This is a genomic window from Curtobacterium sp. MCLR17_007 (assembly GCF_003234655.2).
Lineage (GTDB): Bacteria > Actinomycetota > Actinomycetes > Actinomycetales > Microbacteriaceae > Curtobacterium.
In genome coordinates, this window is the sequence record NZ_CP126271.1 from 2335027 (window position 1) to 2353352 (window position 18326).

Consider the following 18326-nt stretch of genomic DNA (forward strand, 5'->3'; position numbering starts at 1 on the left):
ACGGGAGGCTCGTGGCGGGGCCGCCACGAGCCTCCCGTCCGATGCGGCGTGAGCCGCGTCGACCAGGGTCGCTAGTTGCTGCTGCTGGTCGCCGACTTCAGGGCGGCTTCCATGTCCTTCATGGCCTCGTCGACGCTCTTGGAGCCCTTGAGCGCGGCGTAGGAGTTGTCCTGGATCGCCTTGGTCACGGCCGGGTAGAACGGCGTGACCGGTCGGGGCTCCGCACTCTGGATCGACTTGAGCAGGGTGGGCAGGTACGGCAGCTTGCTCGTCAGGTCGCTGTCCGTGTAGAGGTCGCCGACGACCGGCGCGAGCGAGCCCTGCGTCGCGAAGAACTTCTGCGTCTCGTTCGACTCCAGGAACTCGAGGAAGTCGTGCGCGGTCGCCTTGTGCTTCGAGTAGACGCTGATCGCCGCGTTGTGCCCGCCGAGCGTGGACGCACCGACGCCGTCGGCGCCGGGGATCGGGGCGATGCCGAAGGTGTCCTTGACCTTCGACGCGCCGTCGGTCTTCGCCAGGCTGTAGACGTACGGCCAGTTGCGGAGGAACAGCAGCTTGCCGTCCTCGAACGCGGTGCGGCCCTGCTCCTCCTGGTAGGTGATCGCCTCGGCCGGGATGTTGCCGTCCTTGAACGCGTCGACCAGGTTCTGCAGGCCCGCCTTCGCCTTCGACGTGTCGACGTCCGGCGCGCCGCCCTTCGTCAGGATCGAGCCACCGGAGCCGTTGACGGCCTCGGAGGCGTTCACGGTCAGGCCCTCGTACTTGGCGAACTGGCCGGCGTAGCAGCCGATGCCGTTGTCCTTCGCGATCTGGCAGTCGTCCATCATCGCCGACCACGTGGTCGGCGGGGTCTTGACGAGGTCCTTGCGGTAGTAGAGCAGCGCGCCGTCGGAGGTCTGCGGCGCCGCGTAGAGCGTGTTGTTGTACGTGGCCGTCTTGACCGTCGAGGGCAGCAGCTTCGACGTGTCGATCGCCATGTCGCCGGTGAGCGGCACGAGCCAGCTCTTGGCGGCGAACTCGGCGGTCCACACCACGTCGACGTCGACCACGTCGTAGCCGTCGTCCTTCGCCTGGAAGTGCTGGACGAGGTCGTCGTGCTGCTGGTCGGCCTGGTCGGACTGCTCCTTGAACGTGACCTTCTCGGACCCGTGCGCCTTGTTCCACTTGGCGATCAGCGGTCGGACGACGTTCGAGTTGTCCTTGCCCTGGACGTACGTGATCGGGCCGCGGCTGTCCTGCCCGGACTTCGCGGCGTCGGAACCGGAGCCGCCACCGGAGCAGCCGGCGAGGGCGAGGCCGAGCACGGCGATCCCCGCCACGGATGCGAGTCGCACCTTCGCGCGTGTGTTGTCCACAGTGATTGTCTCCTCATCGAGATCACCAGGAGTCGCCGGCCGACGTGCGGTCGGCGCTCCCTGGAGCAGGCGACGCTGCCTGCTGGGAGGTGAAGCTACGCCCGGGTCCGGGTCGGCGCAACCGGTTGCATCGGGTCCGTGACCTGAGCGTGACCTTCGGACTTCCGGTGACTTCCTGGGTGAGCGCTCACCCGTCATCACCGGGGACGCCCCCGCTCCGCAGCGGCAACTGCGGTGTCCCGCATGATCCCCGCCACGGTGCCGGTGCCGCATTGTGGGGCGTCGGAGCCGACCGTAGCGTCCCCGACATGGCCTCCCTCTCCGCCGTCAACGTCCCCGGACCCCGACGCGTCATCGGCGTCAACCTCGACGGTCCGCTGCCCGAGCTCGTCGCCGACGAGACCGGTTCGTCCGCGCTCGTCATCGGCTACCGCGACGGCTACCCGGTCACCACGCTCGACGTCATCCTCACCGACGACCCCGCGGACGCCACCCGAGCGCTCGCGCCCCTGGTCGACACGATGGTCGAGGCCGGCGCGTTCGACGACCACGCCCCGGTGTCCGACGACGACCTGCCGACGATCTCCGTCGTGGTGTCCACCGTGGTGGACCGCGTCGAGGACCTCGGCAAGCTCCTCGACGTCCTCGAGCACCTCGACTACCCGCGGCACGAGGTCGTCCTCGTCGACAACCGCGTCCGCGTCCCCGACATCGACGCCCTCCCGGCACTGCTCGAGGGCCGCGACGTCCGCCTGGTCACCGAGCGGCGCCCCGGGCTCTCGGCCGGGCGCAACGCCGGTGTCGCAGCGGCGACCGGCGAGGTCATCGCGTTCACCGACGACGACGTCCGCGTCGACCCGCAGTGGCTCCGCGCGATCGGCGAGCGGTTCGTCCGCGAACCGGGGCTGGACGCCGTGACGGGCGTGATCCTGCCCGTCGAGCTCACCACGCCCGCACAGATCTGGTACGAGGCGTACTACGGCGGCTTCAGCGCCGAGCGGACCTTCTCGCCGGTGACGATCGTCCCGGACGACGTGCAGGGTGCGATGCGCCACGCCCGTGTCTCGGCGGTGCGTCCCGACGGCACGGTGCGCAAGCACTTCGCGGTCTACGGCATCGGCGCGTACGGCGCGGGCGCGAACATGGCGTACCGGCGCTCGCTCATCGAGACCGTCGGCGGCTTCGACACCACGCTCGGCGCCGGCTCCCCCGCACGCGGCGGCGAGGACCTTGCGATGTTCATCGAGACGCTCTGGCGGGGCGGACGCATCGGGTTCGAACCGCACGCGGTCGTGCACCACCGGCACCGCCAGACGATCGAGGACCTGCACAAGCAGCTGCACGGCAACGGCGTCGGGTTCACCGCGCTGATGTGCGCGCTCGCCGCCAAGGACCGACGGCACCTGACCGTCCTGGCCCGGCTCATGCCGCTCGCTGCGAAGGTCAAGGCGAAGCAGATGGCATCGCGCCTGGCGGGTCGTCGTGACGCGGCGACCGAGACGACGACCGACGCATCCCAGACGAGTCTCCCCCGGTCGCTGGCGTACCACGAGCTCCGCGGCTTCCCGGCCGGGCCGGCGGCCTGGTTCCGCAGCCGTCGGCGCTGGCGCGACGTCGAGGCCGGGCGCTTCCGCGGGTAGCGCGGACGCCCCTGAGCGTGCGGGGCGGCAACGGTGCCGCCCCGCACCACGAAACGGACACAGCACCACGGGATCCCGTGGTGCTGTGTCCGTTTCGTGGTCCCGTGGGGGCACGGAGCGCGCCGGGCGCAGCGCGTTGAGCGCATCGCGCCGAGCGCCGCGCGGCCTACGCGCGGGAGCGCAGGCGCCCGAGCACGTAGCGCCACGGCCCGCCGAGCGCGGCGACGAGCTCGACGCGCTTCAGCCCGGCCGTCGCCGCGCGGAACTCGTCATCGACGGGCCACCCCGCCGCGGCGGACACCGCCGTCGAGACCTGGTCGGCGTTCCCCTGCCCGAGTGCCCCGAGCTGGCGGAGCGCACCGACGGCCCGACGGAGCACCGCCACGGCGGTCCGCGGCCGGGTCATGAGCTTCGCGACCCACGCGCCGAGCCCGGTGCCGTACCCGAGTGCCTGGGCACGCAGGGCCTCGCGGTCGGAGCGGTGCCGGTGCCACACGAACGCCGACGGCTCGACGGCCAGCCCGCCTCCGGAGAGCAGCACCCGCGTGAACAGGTCGGGGTCCTCGCCGGCGCGCGACGGCGTCCCCGGCCCGAGTGCGACGTCGAAGCCGCCGAGGGCGAGGGCCGCGGTGCGTCGGAGCGACATGTTCGCGCCGGTGCCGAACGCGCCGACCGAGAACGGGAAGAGCGGCAGGTCCGCCGGCGGTGCCGACGTCCGGAACACCCGGCGGTCGAGGTTCCGCGCCCAGGTCACCCGCTCGTCGAAGTAGCGCTGCGTCGGGTTCCGGAGCTCACCGCTCGGCACCAGACCGGTCACGCAGACCACGTCGGCGTCGCGCGCGTACGCGTCGGCGAGCGCCGCGAGCCAGTGCCGGTCGACGACGACGTCGTCGTCGACGAAGGCGACCACGGCACCGGAGGCGAGGGCGAGACCGGCGTTCCGTGCGCGTGAGACGCCGGGTCGGGCCTCCAGGACGTAGTGCAGCCGGTCGTCCCGGAACGACGCGACCACGTCGCGGGTCGCGGTGGTGGTCGGCGCGTTGTCGACGACGAACACCTCGAAGTCGTCGTGTGCGGACGCGAGCACCGAGGCGACGCACCGGCGGACGTCCTCCGGGCGGTCGCGGGTGCCGATGACGACCGACATGCGACCGGTCGGGTCCCCCTGCGGGGTGGCCGGGAGGCTCGTGGCACGCAGGGCGCGCAGCGCCGGTCCCAGCTCGGCCGGGTCCACGTCACCGCTCGCGTCGACCGCGACGTCGACGAAGCCGGCGACCTCGCGGCCGTCGCGGACGAGCAGCCGGGCGCGGTCGAAGCCGTCCGCCCCGGCGAGCTCGACGACGGACGCGGCGAGCGCCGCGGGCCGGTCGATCGCCCCGACCCAGGCGGCGCCGGCCCAGCTGGGGGCGTCCGGCGAGGGCATCGCGGGGGTGATCGTGAGCACGCGGGACGCGGTGGCCTGGTGGTCGGTCATGACCCGATGGTCCGACAGCGTCCGACGGCGACGCAACGACCGGTACCGGCCCGTGCGGCGAGCCCCGTCCCTCTTGCGGTTTGCCGCCAGTGACCAGGCGTTTCACCCTAGGATCGTGGGGACGACCCGGCGGCAGCACGCCGGGCACGAGGAGGACGCATGCCGCCAGGCCCCGGGACCGAGTTCGGAGCGGTCCTCCCGTCGGAACAGACGGTCGTCTCGGTCGACACGGCGACCTGCGTCTGCGGTCACGAACAAGCGGCACACGAGCACTACCGGCCGGGCTCGGACTGCGCGCTCTGCGACTGCCCGAAGTACCGTCGCCAGCGCTGATCCACGGACGTCTCGGCCCCCGGGTGCGGGAAACCGCCGCTTCCCCGCAGAGGCCCCTGACTCGCCTTGTCCGCCCCGGAACGGCGCGGTTAGCGTCGCGTCCATGGCCATCTCACCCGCGGCTCCCGCGTGCATCGTCCTCGCCCACGAGGACCCTGCGCACGTCCGCCGACTCGTCGAGGCGCTCGACCCCTTCCCGGTCTTCCTGCACTGCGACGTGCGGACCCCGGAGTCGGTGTTCCGCGCCATGACGGACGGCCTGCCGGAGCGGGTCCGCGTGCTGCCGCGGATCGCGACCGGTTGGGCGCGCTGGGAGAACGTCGAGGCCGAGCTCGCCGGGTACCGCGCCGCGCTGGCGGAGACGGACGCGTCCCACGTGGCCGTCCTGACCGGGAGCGACTACCCGCTCGCCAGCTCCGGGGAGATCTCCGCGCTGCTCGAGGCACACCGGGACGACTCGTTCGTCGACGTGCACCCGCTGCCGTTCGCGGCGTGGGGGCGCGACGGCGGTGTGGCACGGATGCGCTTCCGGCACTGGGCGTGGCGGAAGCACATGCTGCGGCTGCCGGTCCCGCGCCGGGTCCCCCGCGACGTGGTGTTCGCCGGTGGCTCGCAGCTCAAGGTCCTCGCCCGGCACCACGCCGCGGACGTCGTCGCCGTGGTCGACCAGCGGCCCGACCTGGTGCGCTTCTGGCGTCGCACCTGGATCGCCGATGAGACCTTCGTCCCCTCGGTGCTCAACACACCGAGTCTGGTCCCCGGGTTCGCCGAGGAGCACGTGCCCCACGCCCTGTGGTGGATCGGGTGGGACGGGACCGCGATGAAGAGCCCGCCGTGGCTGACGACCGCCGATGCCGGACGGGTGCTCGAGCGCCGCACCGCGTCGGACGTCGACCTGCCGCACGTGTTCGCACGCAAGTTCTCCACCGAGCGCAGCTCCGACCTGCTCGACGTCATCGACGGTGCGTTCGGTCTCCGCCAGCACGCCCCGCGGACCGCCGGCGCACCGGTCGGCGCGGTCGGGGAGGTCACCCCGTGACGCTCCCCCCGCAGACCCGCCGCGAGGCCCGAGCCGCGCGTGAGGCCGAGGCCTCGGCGGTCGCCGTGACCCCGGACCCGTCCGAGCCGGCGGTCGAGCCGGTGCCGGAAGCCCTCGACACCGGCTCGGTCGCCGTCCGCAAGGGGTCGTCCGTCCTGTTCGGCCGCGGCCTGCTGTACGTCGTCGTGTGGTCGATGCAGCTCGTCGTCTCCTCGCTCATCTCCCCAGTCCTCGCGCACCTGATGCCGCCCGCCGAGTTCGGCGTGCTGGCGTCCGCGATCGCGCTGTACCAGGCACTCGTGGTCCTCGCGGTCATCGGGATGGACCAGGCGTCCGTGCTGCAGCGCGCCGAGGACGGCGACGACCGCAAGGCCCGTGGGCTGATGGCGGTCGGCATGGTCACCGCCAGCCTGGTCACGGTCCTCGCCCTGACCACGATCCCGGTGTGGGGCGACGCCGCCGGCTTCATCGGCAACCACCCGCTCCTGCTCGTCGCCGTGCTCTGGACGGGCCCGGCCGCCATCGTGCAGATCTCCCTGGCACTGCTCGTCGCCCAGGACCGCATCAAGGTGTTCGCGCTGACCAGCCTGCTGTCCTCGATCGGCGGCTCGATCATCGGGCTCGGGCTCCTGACGTGGGTGCAGGCCGACGCGACGACCTACGCCTGGGGCGGCGTCGTCGCCCAGGTTGCGGCGATGGTCATCGGGATCACGGCGACCCGCCCCCGCTTCGCCGGCCTGTTCGACACCCGCACCATGCGCCGTGCGTTCCGCCTGGGCATCCCGATCACCCTCGGCAACCTGTCGTACTTCGTGCTCAACGTCGGCGACCGACTGGTGGTCCAGCGGCTGCTCGGCCCCGACGAGGTCGCCCGGTACCAGATCGCCTACGTCGTCGGCTCGGCGGTCATCCTCCTGCTGACGTTCACGAACAACGCCTGGGCGCCGCACTTCGCCGCTGTCCGCGACGCCGTGGCCCGCCGGCAGCTCGCCATGCACTCCCGCGACGAGCTCTACCGGCTCCTCGCGCCCGTGCTGCTCGCCGTGACGCTGGTGTCGCCGGTCGCCCTGCCGATCCTCGCGCCGGCGTCGTACCGGGTCCAGGAGCTCACCGTCGTCGTCTTCGTCGTCGCGATCACCGCCTTCCCGGTCGTCGCGAGCGGCGCCACCGGCCGGCTGCTGCTCGTGGAGCGCCGCGGCGTCGCCGTCGGTGTGATCGCCGCGATCGCGGGCGCCGTGAACATCGGCGCCAACCTGGTCTTCGTGCCGATCATGGGCATCGCGGGTGCCGCGGTGGCCACGGTCATCGCGTACGTCGTCCTCGCCGTGCTCCAGCAGGCAGCACTCCCCGACCGCCGCGAGTGGCGCGGTCCGGACCTCCGACTCGTTCTGACCGTCGCGGTCTCGCTCGGCATCGCCGGCGTGTCGGTCTTCGTGCCGCAGGACGCCCTCTGGAACTGGGTCCGGGTCGCCGGCGTCCTCGCCTGTGTGCCGTGGTTCTTCACCCGGCTGCGCGCCGCCCGCGGGAGCGCGGCATGAGCCGGGTCGACGGCTCGGCGACGACGCCGGACACCGCCGCACGCCGACCGCTGCGCGTCGGGGTCGTCACGAACGGTCTCGCGATCACGGGCGGCGTGGAGCGATGCGTCCTCGAGGACACCCGTGACCTGGTCGCCGCCGGCCACGACGTCACCGTGTGGCACCGTCCCGTGCCCGCCGGACGTGACGACGACGGCCACGCCGCCTTCGAGCGCCTCGGCGTCCGCCTGGTCCGTGCCGACGACTACCGCTTCGGCGTCCGCACCGCGATCCGGGACGCCGCACGCTTCGCCCGCCAGGGACTCCGGATGCGCCGGGCGCGACTCGACGTCCTCTGGCTGAACCGTCCGGAGTTCCTGCCCTTCGGGCGGGTCGTGTCGTTGGCGTCGGGCGTGCCCCTCGCGGTGCACCTGCACCACGCACCGAACTACCGCCGCCTCGGCCCCATCGCTGGTGGTCGCACCCGGTACTTCGCCGTCTCGCACGCGATGGCGCGCGCGTGGTCCGCCGTCGGCGTCCCTGCCGACCGGATCACCGTCGTCTCGAACGGCGTCGACACCACGGCGTTCCCGCCGCCGTCCCGACAGGACGTGCGCTCGGCGCGCGCCGCCCTCGGCATCGACGAGGCCACGCCCACGGTCCTGTACTACGGCCGGCTCACGCGGGCGAAGGGCGTACTGGCCGTCCTGGAGGCGTGGGGTCGCGTCCTCACGTCCGCTGCGGCCCGCGTCCCGGTCACCGTCCCGGCCGCCCCCGCTCACCCGCGCACGGCACCGCTCCTGGTGCTCGCCGGCGCGCTGCCGGACGAGGAGGCCGACGACGTCCGTCGCGCCGTCGCCGCGCTGCCCGTCGGCTCCGTCCTGGTGGTGCCCGAACGGGACGACGTCGTCCCGTTGCTGCACGCCGCGGACATGGTCGTCGCGCCCTCGCTCGAGCCGGAGGGGTTCGGCCGGGTCGTCGTCGAGGCGATGTCGACGGGTCGACCCGTCGTCGCCGCGGCCTCCGGGGGCACGGGCGAGATCCTCTCCGACGAGTGGGCGCGGTTCACAGTCAACCCGTCCGACGTCGACGCCCTGGCGGAGCGCGTGCTCGACACCCTCGACGAGGCCGTGCTCGACCCGACGCTCGGCGAACGGTGCCGCGCGTGGGTCCGCGGGCGGTACGACCGTGCGCAGCACGTCACCGCGCTGCTGGGGGCCCTGGACGACGCAGCCCGCTGACCGCAGCGACTTCGGCGGGGCCGTGCCGTGCCTCCCGTCGCCGGTCCCGGCCCGAGCCGTCCGAGCGGTCCGAGCGGTCCGAGCGGTCCGAGCGGTCCGAGCGGTCCGAGCATCTCGACCTGACCGGTCGGCTCAGCTGCGACCCTGCGGGACGTCGATCGTGATCCAGTCGATCAGGAGCGACCCCTCGGCGTCCGCCGGCGGGTGCCCGTCGTTCGACCCGGCCTGCACGACCAGGTGCATGCGCGCCGTCGGGATGTCCTTGTCGGTGCTGCCCACGAGCTCGTCGTCGACGAAGAACGACATGCGGTCGGGCTTCCACTCGATCGTGTAGGTGTGCCAGTCCTCGAGCGACGCGCTGGTCTGCTCGTGGACGCACTTCTGCGCGGGGTCCGCCAGGCAGTGGACGTTGAGGAACGCGGGGGCGCCGAGGGCGCCCTCCGGGAAGTCCACCTCGCCGTCTGACCACTTGTTCTCGTCGCTCCACAGCAGCACCGCGACGCCGAACCCGTCGACCGGGTCGCTCTTCATCCGGATGCTGTAGCGGCCCGAGGTCTGTCCGCCCCACCTGCCGTCCACGAGCGGGACGATGCCGCCGGCCAACGGGGTCCCCGCGGCCGTCGTGCCGAGGTGCATGTCGAGCAGCCCATCGTGTGCGCTCAGCACGGACGACTGGTACCGCCCCGTCCCCGCCGTGTCCGCGAAGCCGTGGTAGACCGAGAACCGGTCGCCGTAGCCGGCCTCGAAACGGCCGGCCGGCGTGTCGTCGTCGAAGTCCTCGGAGAACACCCGGTTCCATCCGCTGCGCTCGCTCGTCGGCATGCGCTCTCCGCTCGGGTCGGGACTGCTGCCGGTCAGGGCGGTGGCGGAACCGGCAACGATGCCGGCCACGACCACCAGGGAGCCGACCGCGACGGCGATGCGGCGTCCGGTGCGGCTGAGCGGGGTCCGGTGTCGACCGAGTCCTGCGCCGTGGGCCACCCCGGCGCCGTGCGCGGCCGACGCCTCCGCCGCCAGGGGCGGGGCGTCGGCCTGCTCGGTGCTCATCGCGCCACGGTCACTCGGCCGCGTGGCGGAGGCCGGCGGGGGTGAGCTCGTACATCACGGTCGTGCCCTCGGACCAGACGGGCTCCCAGTACGGCGACGCGGCCATTGCCCTCGCCAGCTCCTGGTAGTGCGCGTCGGTCTGGTAGCCGTACCGCTCGCCGTACGCACCGAAGGGCTCGGCGACCAGCGCGTAGTACTTTGTGGCCGGCCAGTTGTCGACGAGCTTCGTGGTGATGTCGTCCACGTCCTTCGTCGGGTCGTAGGCGCCGGTCGGGTCCTGGTACTTCGTGAGCGCCTCACGGGACAGGTACCCCACGTCGAAGTACCGTGCACCCGTGTTGCTCGGGACCGCGATCGACGAACCCGTCAGCAGCATCACGGAGCCCTTCGGGGCGGTCTTGTCGTACACCTGCGTGGCGGCCGACTCGCTGCGCGTCGGCACGCGGTTCCAGTCGAGCGCCGTCTGCCCGAAGGCCCCGACTCCGACCAGGACCGCGACACCCGCGGCAGCGACGACGACCTTGACCGCCGTCGGGCGCATCGCACCCCGGACCATCGACCCGACCCAGGCCAGACGACCGGCCGGCGACGGGAGTCCCGCTGCCAGGATCGCGATCCACGGGGTGGCGAACAGGACGACGCGGAAGATGCCCTCCTGGCCGTAGTTCGTCGCGACGAGCAGCGAGATCGGGCTGGCTGCGGCGACCAGGAGCGCCCAGTGCAGGCGGTCCCGGCGCAGCACCACCGTCAGGAGGGCGACCAGGCCGATCACGACGAGCGCCGCGGCGGGGACGTCGAACGCCAGACGGGTGACGAGGGGCTGTGCGAACACGGTCTCGTCGTGCGACGGCGGCTGCACGTTCTGCAGCACCTTGCCGACCGCGCCGAGCGACAGGAACTTGTCGAGGACGCTGCCGTTGAGCACCGCGAACACCACGGCGGGCACCAGCACGACGAGCGGCAGCCACCACGGACGGACCAGCTTGAAGACCACGAGCACCACGAGTGCCGCGACCGTCAGGTACGGGGAGATCTGGTGGGTGACGGCCAGCACGATGCTGATCGCGGCGATCGCCACGATGCGGGACAGCCCGGTCGCCCGTGCCCGGAGCACGGAGCGGTTGCCGCCGTCCGCCCCGGTCACGACCGCGGTCCGCAGCGGACCGGTGGCGAGGACGAGGATCGTGATCGAGAGCAGGATGCCGACGGACTGGGGCGAGAAGTACGTGGTGTTGAGCGACCCGGTCATCGCCGTCAGGAAGGCGGCGATCCACGGTCGGCGGACTCCGAGCAGCCAGTTCGACGCGAGCACGCCGACCGCGATCACGGTGGCGAACGCCAGCAGCACGGGGACCCAGGCGGCGATGAGCATCGCGTTCACGATCCCGGCGACGTCGGCCACCCAGGCGCCGCCGGCGAACAGGCCGGACCACGTCTGGAAGATGTCGGCGGCGGGGTTCGTGCCGCCCCAGCGTCGGATGTACTCGATCACACCGACGTGCCGCGCTGCCGCCATCACCGTGGGCATGCCGTAGGTGATGGCCTGCGCCAGCTGGATGGTCCCGCCGAGCACGACCACGGGCACGGCGACGCCCACGCCGCGGACGAGTGCGACGACGGCGGCGAGGACGACGATCGCGAGCCCGATGACCAGGCCCGGGCCGAGGGAGCCGAACAGGCCGTCGCGCACCGGGTCGCCGATGTGGGTGAGTGCCGTGACGACCACGATCACCAGGCCGAGGAGGGACACCGCCGTGGCGTTCGTGGTGTCCCATGCGGCGCGAGCCAGCTCGGCCATGGGCATCAGACTCGACCGCCGGAGTTCGGCCACGTCACGCGGCACGGCGACGGCGATCGCGAGCGCGGTCAGCACCACCACACCGACGAACGGCACCACCGGGTCCCAGATGTGGGCCGTCGCCATCGTGTAGCCGATCGCGATGGTGCCGATGATCGACCCGGTCACCGCGAACACGGCGAAGCGCGCGAGCGGCATCGGACGCAGCAGCAGCAGGGGCGCGACGCCGAGCAGGGCGAAGAGGAACACCGCGACGGCGCTCGCGCGGAGCGTCGGGAGTCCGGCCAGGCTGCCGACGGCCGCCGTGACGAGCGTCGCGACGACGAGCGCCGCAGCCAGCAGACGGGTGACGGGGCCCATCGCGGCGCCGGCAGCGGGCGGCTGCGCAGGCGCTGCGGTCGCCAGACCACGCTGCAGTTCGTGTCGACCGCGCGCGGTGCGGTCGATGGTGCCCGCGCCGCCGATGCGCTCACGCAGGGCGAGGAACGGAGCGACGGCGACCGAACGACGCTCGACCGCGCGCAGACGACGACGGGTCGCCGCGAACTCGCTGTCGACGACGTCCGCCTCGGACGAGCCGTCGACGGCCTCCACCCGGTCGCCCTGCTCCAGGCCGAGTCGCGCGAAGGCGCTGAGCGCTCCGGGGGCGGCGTCGACTGAGGCGGCGAGCGTCTCGCGGTCGAAGGCGTTCTTGGTCATCCATGCTCCGAGTCCGTGGCCGTTGGCGGCGGCGGCACGGCGGAGCGACGCCACGTCGTCCGCCGTTCGCTGCCACGCGATGGCGGCCGGTTCGACCGCGATCGCGGAACCCGCGAAGAGCAGTCGGGTGAAGAGGTCGAGGTCGTCGCCGCCACCGACGCGGGTGCCCGGTCCGAAGGCGGTGTCGAACCCGCCGATCCGGAGGACGGTCGCGCGGCGGACGGCGAGGTTCGCGCCGGTGCCGTAGGCGGACGCGGCGAAGGGGTGCAACGGCAGGTCGTCGGGGGCGTCGTCGAGCCGGAACACGCGGCGGCGGACCGTGCGGGCGGCCGCGGTCCGGTCGTCATGCCAGCGCTGGGCGGGCGTCCGGAGTTCGGCGCTCGGCACCAGCCCGGTGACACAGGCCACGTCGGGGTCGGCAGCGAACGCGCTCGCGATGGCGTCGAGCCACCCGGCGTCCACGATCGCGCCCTCGTCGACGAAGGCGACGACGTCCCCCGAGGCAGCGAGCAGCCCGGCGTTCCGTGCGGCAGCCAGTCCGCCGGCGGGGGCAGCGACCGTGGTCACCGAACGCCCGTCGATCGTCACGACCGCGTCGTCACCGGCGTCCGCTGCGTGCGAGACCACGACGACGTCGAAGGAGTCGTACCGGCAGGCCAGGACGGAGCGCATGGTCTCCCCTGAGGCGCCGTCGGTGCAGAGCACCACGGTCACGGACGGCAGCATCTGATCTGCTGCCGGCTGTGCCGGTGCGGGCCGGACGGCCTGGGTGGCCATCGGGCGGATCGCACGCTGGAGCGCGCGGACGTCGACGGTCGCTCCGATGCGGCGACGCTCGGTCACGTCGGCCTCGACGAACCCCAGGGGCTCACCGTTGTCGCGGACGAGCAGCCGGGCGCGCCGGTACCCCTCGGCACCGTCGAGGGCGATGACGTCGCGGTGGCTCGAGGCGTGCACGTCCGCGCGGTCGATCTCGCCGACCCACAGGGCGCCGTCCCACGTGGGGAACAGCGGCCCGGTGACGATCGGCGAGACGACCATCGCGAGGGTGGCCCGGCTCACGGCGCGCCGACCGTCTGGGTGGGCATCGCGACGGGTGCCGGTGCGGCGACGACGACACCGCCCAGGAACCGACCGACGGCGTAGCCGGTCACGGTGCCGAGGACGGTCGTGACGATCGCGACCGCACGGGTCCCGCCACCGCGACCGAGCCGGCCGAGCTCGCGGAACAGCGCCTTCGGCAGCACCGTCGTCAGGTACGTCGACTCGCTCGACAGCGAGTCCTTCGCACCGACCCGGCGGGCCAGCACGGCCTTCGAGATGCCCTCGTAGTAGCTCCGACGGCGGACGTAGCGCATGGTGACGCGGTCCGGCGAGACCCGGTGCGACACGTTCGACCGCGGCTCGAAGCGGATCCGCGCCGTCGGGTCGGCCTGCGCGATCCGGATGCAGAGCTCCGTCTCCTCGCAGCCGAGCGGCTGGTTGCCGACCCGGCCGATGCCCGACCGGAACCCGCCGGCGGCCAGCAGCACGTCACGGCGGAACGCCATGCTCGAGCCGATCACGTTGCGGACGTCACCGGGTTCGGTGGGGAGGCCGGTGTAGCTGCAGCCGACGATCCAGAGCAACTCCGCCGGGTACGGTCCGGCACCGGTCGCCGTGGGCCAGGACGGGGTGGCACGGCCGCCGACGCCGACCACGGACGGCAGTGAGAGTGCCTCGACCAGGTGGGCGAGCCAGTCGTCGTCCGCGGTCGCGTCGTCGTCGAGGAAGCCCACGACGTCCGACTCAGCCAGGGCCACGCCGGTGTTCCGGGCGCCGGACAGGCCGCGGTCCTCGGCGTTCTCCACGACGCGCAGCTCCGGCCAGCGGGCCTTCGCACGGAGGTAGAGCTCGGGCTCGTGGTCGATGACGACGATGACCTCGGTGGCGTGGGGCTGGCGCTTGGCCGACTCCACGGAGTCCTGCAGGTCGCCCCAGCGCTGCTGGGTGTACGCGCAGATGACGACCGCGACGGTCGGCGCGCTCACGCGGCTTCCTCGTCGAGCGCCGGGACGGGCGTCGGGACGGAGCGGGTGGTCACCGGGGCCAGGCGTGCACGAGCCTGCGCGTCGGAGGCGCGGCGACGCTCGTGCATGATCGACTTCAGCACGCGGATGCCGTCGGTGATCGCGTTGAGGTTGCTGGTGCCGTGCACGCGGAGCTTCTCGTGGCTCGGGACCTCGGAGATGGCCAGGTCGGCAGCGGACCAGCGGCAGGTCAGGATCGTCTCGATCTCGAAGCCGTCGCCCCACAGCATCGAACCGTCGGTCGGCTTGGGCAGCGTCGAGGACAGCAGCCCGATCTTCGGCAGCGTGTCGGCCCAGAACGCGTTGTAGCCGTAGCAGAGGTCCGTGTAGCTGGCACGGAGCAGGACGTTGCTGATCACGTTCAGGCCGCGGTTGCCCAGGCTGCGGACGATGGTGATGTCGTCGCTGCCGCCGCCGAGCGCGTAGCGGGTGCCCTTGGCGACGTCCGCGCCGGCGACGAGGGCGTCGACGAAGCGCGGGATCTCGTCCGGGTCGGCGGAGCAGTCGGCGTCGAACATGACGACGACGTCGCCGGTGACGGCCTCGAACCCGCACACGAGGGCGTTGCCCTTGCCCTTGCGGGTCTGCTGCACGACCTTGATCGAGGGCATGAGGCGCTTGGCCGTCTCGATGGTGTCGTCGACCGAGTTGCCGTCGACGAGGATGACCTCGTACACCGGCGGCAGCTTCGGGAGGATGATCTCGAGGTTCCTCGCCTCGTTGCGTGCGGGGATGACGACCGAGACGCGGGGGTCCAAGGGACGGATCGGGCTGGCGGACATGGTGCTCCTGTCGGGTTCAGGGCTGCAAACGGGAGGGGCAGTCAGGGCGACGGCCGATGGTCCTTCAGTCATGAGGACCGGACGCGGGTACGTCAGCTGCGGTGCACGGCGGTGAGGGTGCACCGTCGTTCCCGTCCAGAGCGGGGGTACGCCGCTCCCTGGGGATTCCCACCCTCGCCGGGGTGGACCGACCGGTCAATGCGAACCAGGGTCCATTGCGGGGCCACCACTGCGGATACGGAAAGCCGCAATGGCGCACCAGCGCCGGACGGGAGGCCCGGTGCGGCTCCGCCAGGCACGCTCGGCTCTGCTCGCATGCGGGTACGCAAAAGGCCCCCGGGAGATCCCGGGGGCCTTTCGTCAGTCTGGCTGGGGTACCTGGACTCGAACCAAGAACGACGGTACCAGAAACCGCTGTGTTGCCAATTACACCATACCCCAAGAGGCCTGTCGGCCCCGTCCCCCGTTGTCCGGGGCACGGTCATCTACTGTACATGATCCCGGAGGGCATCGAGACCACCGACGAGGTCACGGTGCACCGCCGCCGCGGTCACCGCGCCGTGTCCGGCGGCGACGATCAGTTGCTCCGGCCCCGGCGGGGTCACGTCACCGACCGCGTACAGTCCCGCGACGCTCGTGCGACCCGCTCGGTCGACCACGACGAGTCCGTCGGCGTCGCGGGCGAGCGGGACCGACACCCAGTCGAGGTCCACGTGCCACGTCGGCCGGACGAACCCACCCGTGCGCGGCTCCACGTGCCCGTCTGCCAGGCGCACACCGGTCATGCCGGACCGGTCCCCCTCGAGGTCCGCCACGGGCCGCTCGTCGACACGCACGCCAGCGTGGGCGAGTCGAGCCCGCCCGTCGTCGTCGAGCGGGGCCACCCCGTTCGTGTACACGACCAGGTCGTCCGTCCACGCGGCGATGAGCAGCGCCCGGTCGACCACGTCCGCCGTCTCACACACGAACGCGAGGGGCTGACCGGCCTTGTCGTACCCGTCGCACTCGACGCAGCTGTGCACCGACGTGCCGTAGAACGCGCGGAGCGACGGCAGCGCCGGGAACTCCTCGCGCAGACCCGTGGCGATGACGACCGCTCGTGCCGTCGCCGACACCTCGGTACCCCGCCACGAGCCGTGCACCCGGAATGCGCCCTGGCCGTCGGGAGTGACGTCGTCGACGAGCGCCTGCGTCACGGTGGCCTCGGGGTACTGCGCGACCTCCTCGCGCCCGAGCCGCCGCAGCTCGAGCGGCGAGATGCCGTCACGCGTCAGGAACCCGTGCGAGCGCAGGGTCGCGGCGTTTCGCGGGCGGTTGGCGTCGAGGAGCAGGACCCGACGCGTCGCGCGGACCAGGTTGAGCGCTGCGCTGAGGCCGGCCGGCCCCGCGCCGATCACCGCGACGTCGTACTGCTCGGGTTCGCTCATCGTCGGGGGCGGGTCATCGGGCCGCGAGCGCACGCAGCCGGGCCAGCGTGGAGTCCTTGCCGAGGATCTCCATCGACTCGAACAGCGGCGGACTGATGCGACGTCCGGACACCGCGACGCGCAGCGGGCCGAACGCGACGCGGGGCTTGAGCCCGAGGTCGTCGATCAGCGCCGTGCGCAGTGCGGCCTCGATCGGCCCGGTCTGCCACTCCTCGAGGGGCTCGAGCGCCGCGATGCCCGCGCCGAGCACCGATGCGGTGTCGCCCTTGAGGCTGGCCAGCGCGTCGTCCTCGACCACCAGGTCGTCGTCGGCCGTGAACAGGAACCCGAGCATGCCGGGGGCTTCGCTGAGCAGCTGCATGCGCTCCTGCACCAGGGGTGCCGCGAGTGCGAGGACGCGCTCCTGCTCCGGTGTCGCGGGGTCGGCGAGCACCCCGGAGAGGTAGGGCACCAGACGACCGCGGAAGTCGGCGGGGTCGAGCAGCCGGATGTGGTCGCCGTTGATCGCCTCGGCCTTCTTGTGGTCGAACCGGGCGGGGTTCGGGTTGACGTCGACCACGTCGAACGCAGCGGTCATCTCCTGCGTCGAGAAGACGTCGCGGTCGGGGCCGATCGACCAGCCCAGCAGCGCGAGGTAGTTGATGAGCCCCTCGGGGATCATGCCGTTCGCACGGTGGTGGAACAGGTTCGACTCGGGGTCGCGCTTGGAGAGCTTCTTGTTGCCCTCGCCCATGACGAACGGCAGGTGCCCGAACACCGGGATGAACGACGTCAGACCGATCTCGAACAAGGCCTCGTACAGCGCGATCTGCCGCGGCGTCGACGACAGCAGGTCCTCGCCACGCAGCACGTGCGTGATGCCCATCAGGGCGTCGTCGAGCGGGTTCGTGAACGTGTAGAGCGGCTTCCCGTTGGGACGCACCACCACGAAGTCCGGGAACGTCCCCTGCTTGAAGGTGATCTCGCCGCGGACCAGGTCCTGGAAGCTGAGGTCGCGATCGGGGACCCGCAGGCGCAGTGCAGGCTCGCGACCCTGGTCGCGGAACGCCTGGCGCTCGTCGTCGGTCAGGTCGCGCTCGTGGTTGTCGTAGCCCTGCTTGGGATCACGGCCGGCGGCGACGTTCCGCGCCTCCATCTCCTCGGGGGTGACGAACGACTCGTACACGTGGCCGGACGCCTGTAGCTGCGCGATGACATCGCGGTAGACGTCCGAGCGCTCCGACTGCCGGTACGGCCCGTGGGGTCCCCCCACCTCGACGCCTTCGTCCCAGTCGAGTTCGAGCCACCGGAGCGCTTCGATGATCTGCTGGTAGGACTCCTCGGAGTCACGGGTAGCGTCGGTGTCCTCGATCCGGAAGACGAGCTTGCCGCCGGTGTGGCGGGCGTACGCCCAGTTGAAGAGGGCCGTCCGGACGAGGCCGACGTGCGGGGTGCCCGTCGGGGACGGGCAGAAACGGACGCGGACGTCGGGGCCGGTGGCAGTGGTGAATGGCGCAGTCATGACGGACCTGATCCTACCGTGGGCACCCCGTCGTCACGGGCGTCGGGCCCGACTGCGGAGAACCCAGACGAGCGTTCCGTGAACGCAGAAAACCCCTGACCAGTCATGGTCAGGGGTTCCCTGGTGTTACCAACGTTGAGTCCGGCGGCGTCCTACTCTCCCACAAGGTCCCCCTTGCAGTACCATCGGCGCTGAGAGGCTTAGCTTCCGGGTTCGGAATGTGACCGGGCGTTTCCCTCTCGCTATGACCACCGGAACACCTTCGACTTGACCCAATGGATCAAGAAAGCTGTCCCGCTAGTGCTCTTCTCAGAGCAGCGCGGTATTCAGTTCTCATGTTCCCGATCATCTGTCGGGAACCACAAAGTGGACGCGAGCCCCGCACCGAAGTGCGGGAAATAATT

General features: G+C 72.0%; 12 protein-coding genes, 1 tRNA gene and 1 rRNA gene. 4 read left to right on the top strand and 10 right to left on the bottom strand.

The window, feature by feature from the left end; genetic code table 11:
• Positions 1–71 precede the first annotated feature (71 nt).
• Positions 72–1355 carry an ABC transporter substrate-binding protein gene (locus tag DEJ13_RS11085; protein WP_258374206.1) on the bottom strand — a complete coding sequence of 428 codons (1284 nt, stop codon included), beginning with the start codon at positions 1353–1355 and terminating at the stop codon, positions 72–74.
• Between the two features lie 308 nt (positions 1356–1663).
• Between DEJ13_RS11085 and DEJ13_RS11090 the strand changes: the two genes are divergently transcribed.
• Positions 1664–2995 carry a glycosyltransferase gene (locus DEJ13_RS11090; RefSeq protein ID WP_111108150.1) on the top strand — a complete coding sequence of 444 codons (1332 nt, stop codon included), beginning with the start codon at positions 1664–1666 and terminating at the stop codon, positions 2993–2995.
• A gap of 166 nt (positions 2996–3161) precedes the next feature.
• On the opposite strand, the gene DEJ13_RS11095 is transcribed toward DEJ13_RS11090, so the two are convergent.
• Complete coding sequence (locus DEJ13_RS11095) at positions 3162–4469, bottom strand: glycosyltransferase family 2 protein (RefSeq protein WP_111108149.1); 1308 nt, start codon at positions 4467–4469, stop codon at positions 3162–3164.
• 436 nt (positions 4470–4905) lie between these two features.
• On the opposite strand from DEJ13_RS11095, the gene DEJ13_RS11100 reads away from it, so the two are divergent.
• The 3 genes from DEJ13_RS11100 to DEJ13_RS11110 are packed head-to-tail and all read left to right on the top strand — an operon-like array spanning position 4906 to position 8599.
• Positions 4906–5841: a beta-1,6-N-acetylglucosaminyltransferase gene (locus DEJ13_RS11100; protein WP_181437150.1), complete on the top strand. Its 936-nt coding sequence runs from the start codon at positions 4906–4908 to the stop codon at positions 5839–5841.
• On the top strand, positions 5838–7379 hold the full coding sequence (locus DEJ13_RS11105; RefSeq protein WP_111108147.1) for a lipopolysaccharide biosynthesis protein: 1542 nt from the start codon (positions 5838–5840) through the stop codon (positions 7377–7379). The genes DEJ13_RS11100 and DEJ13_RS11105 overlap by 4 nt, the downstream gene beginning before the upstream one ends.
• Entirely contained in the window at positions 7376–8599 is a 1224-nt protein-coding gene (locus tag DEJ13_RS11110; protein WP_111108146.1) for a glycosyltransferase family 4 protein, read from the top strand. Before DEJ13_RS11105 ends, DEJ13_RS11110 begins: the two co-directional genes overlap by 4 nt.
• Before the next feature lie 132 nt (positions 8600–8731).
• Here the strand turns inward: DEJ13_RS11110 and DEJ13_RS11115 are convergent, their stop codons facing one another.
• The 8 genes from DEJ13_RS11115 to rrf form a co-directional block, all read right to left on the bottom strand.
• Positions 8732–9646 carry a glycoside hydrolase family 16 protein gene (locus DEJ13_RS11115; protein ID WP_111108145.1) on the bottom strand — a complete coding sequence of 305 codons (915 nt, stop codon included), beginning with the start codon at positions 9644–9646 and terminating at the stop codon, positions 8732–8734.
• Between the two features lie 10 nt (positions 9647–9656).
• Positions 9657–13205, bottom strand: coding sequence for a glycosyltransferase (locus DEJ13_RS11120; RefSeq protein ID WP_111108144.1), 3549 nt, complete (start codon positions 13203–13205; stop codon positions 9657–9659).
• Entirely contained in the window at positions 13202–14173 is a 972-nt protein-coding gene (locus DEJ13_RS11125; RefSeq protein WP_111108143.1) for a glycosyltransferase family 2 protein, read from the bottom strand. The genes DEJ13_RS11120 and DEJ13_RS11125 overlap by 4 nt, the downstream gene beginning before the upstream one ends.
• Complete coding sequence (locus DEJ13_RS11130; RefSeq protein ID WP_056126117.1) at positions 14170–14994, bottom strand: glycosyltransferase family 2 protein; 825 nt, start codon at positions 14992–14994, stop codon at positions 14170–14172. The genes DEJ13_RS11125 and DEJ13_RS11130 overlap by 4 nt, the downstream gene beginning before the upstream one ends.
• Positions 14995–15360: 366 nt before the next feature.
• Positions 15361–15435: transfer RNA gene (locus DEJ13_RS11135), tRNA-Gln, on the bottom strand.
• A gap of 44 nt (positions 15436–15479) precedes the next feature.
• Complete coding sequence (locus DEJ13_RS11140) at positions 15480–16421, bottom strand: NAD(P)/FAD-dependent oxidoreductase (protein ID WP_111108168.1); 942 nt, start codon at positions 16419–16421, stop codon at positions 15480–15482.
• Between the two features lie 13 nt (positions 16422–16434).
• Positions 16435–17922: a glutamate--tRNA ligase gene (gltX, locus tag DEJ13_RS11145; RefSeq protein ID WP_111108142.1), complete on the bottom strand. Its 1488-nt coding sequence runs from the start codon at positions 17920–17922 to the stop codon at positions 16435–16437.
• Between the two features lie 139 nt (positions 17923–18061).
• A 5S ribosomal RNA gene (gene rrf / locus DEJ13_RS11150) occupies positions 18062–18178 on the bottom strand.
• Positions 18179–18326 lie beyond the last annotated feature (148 nt).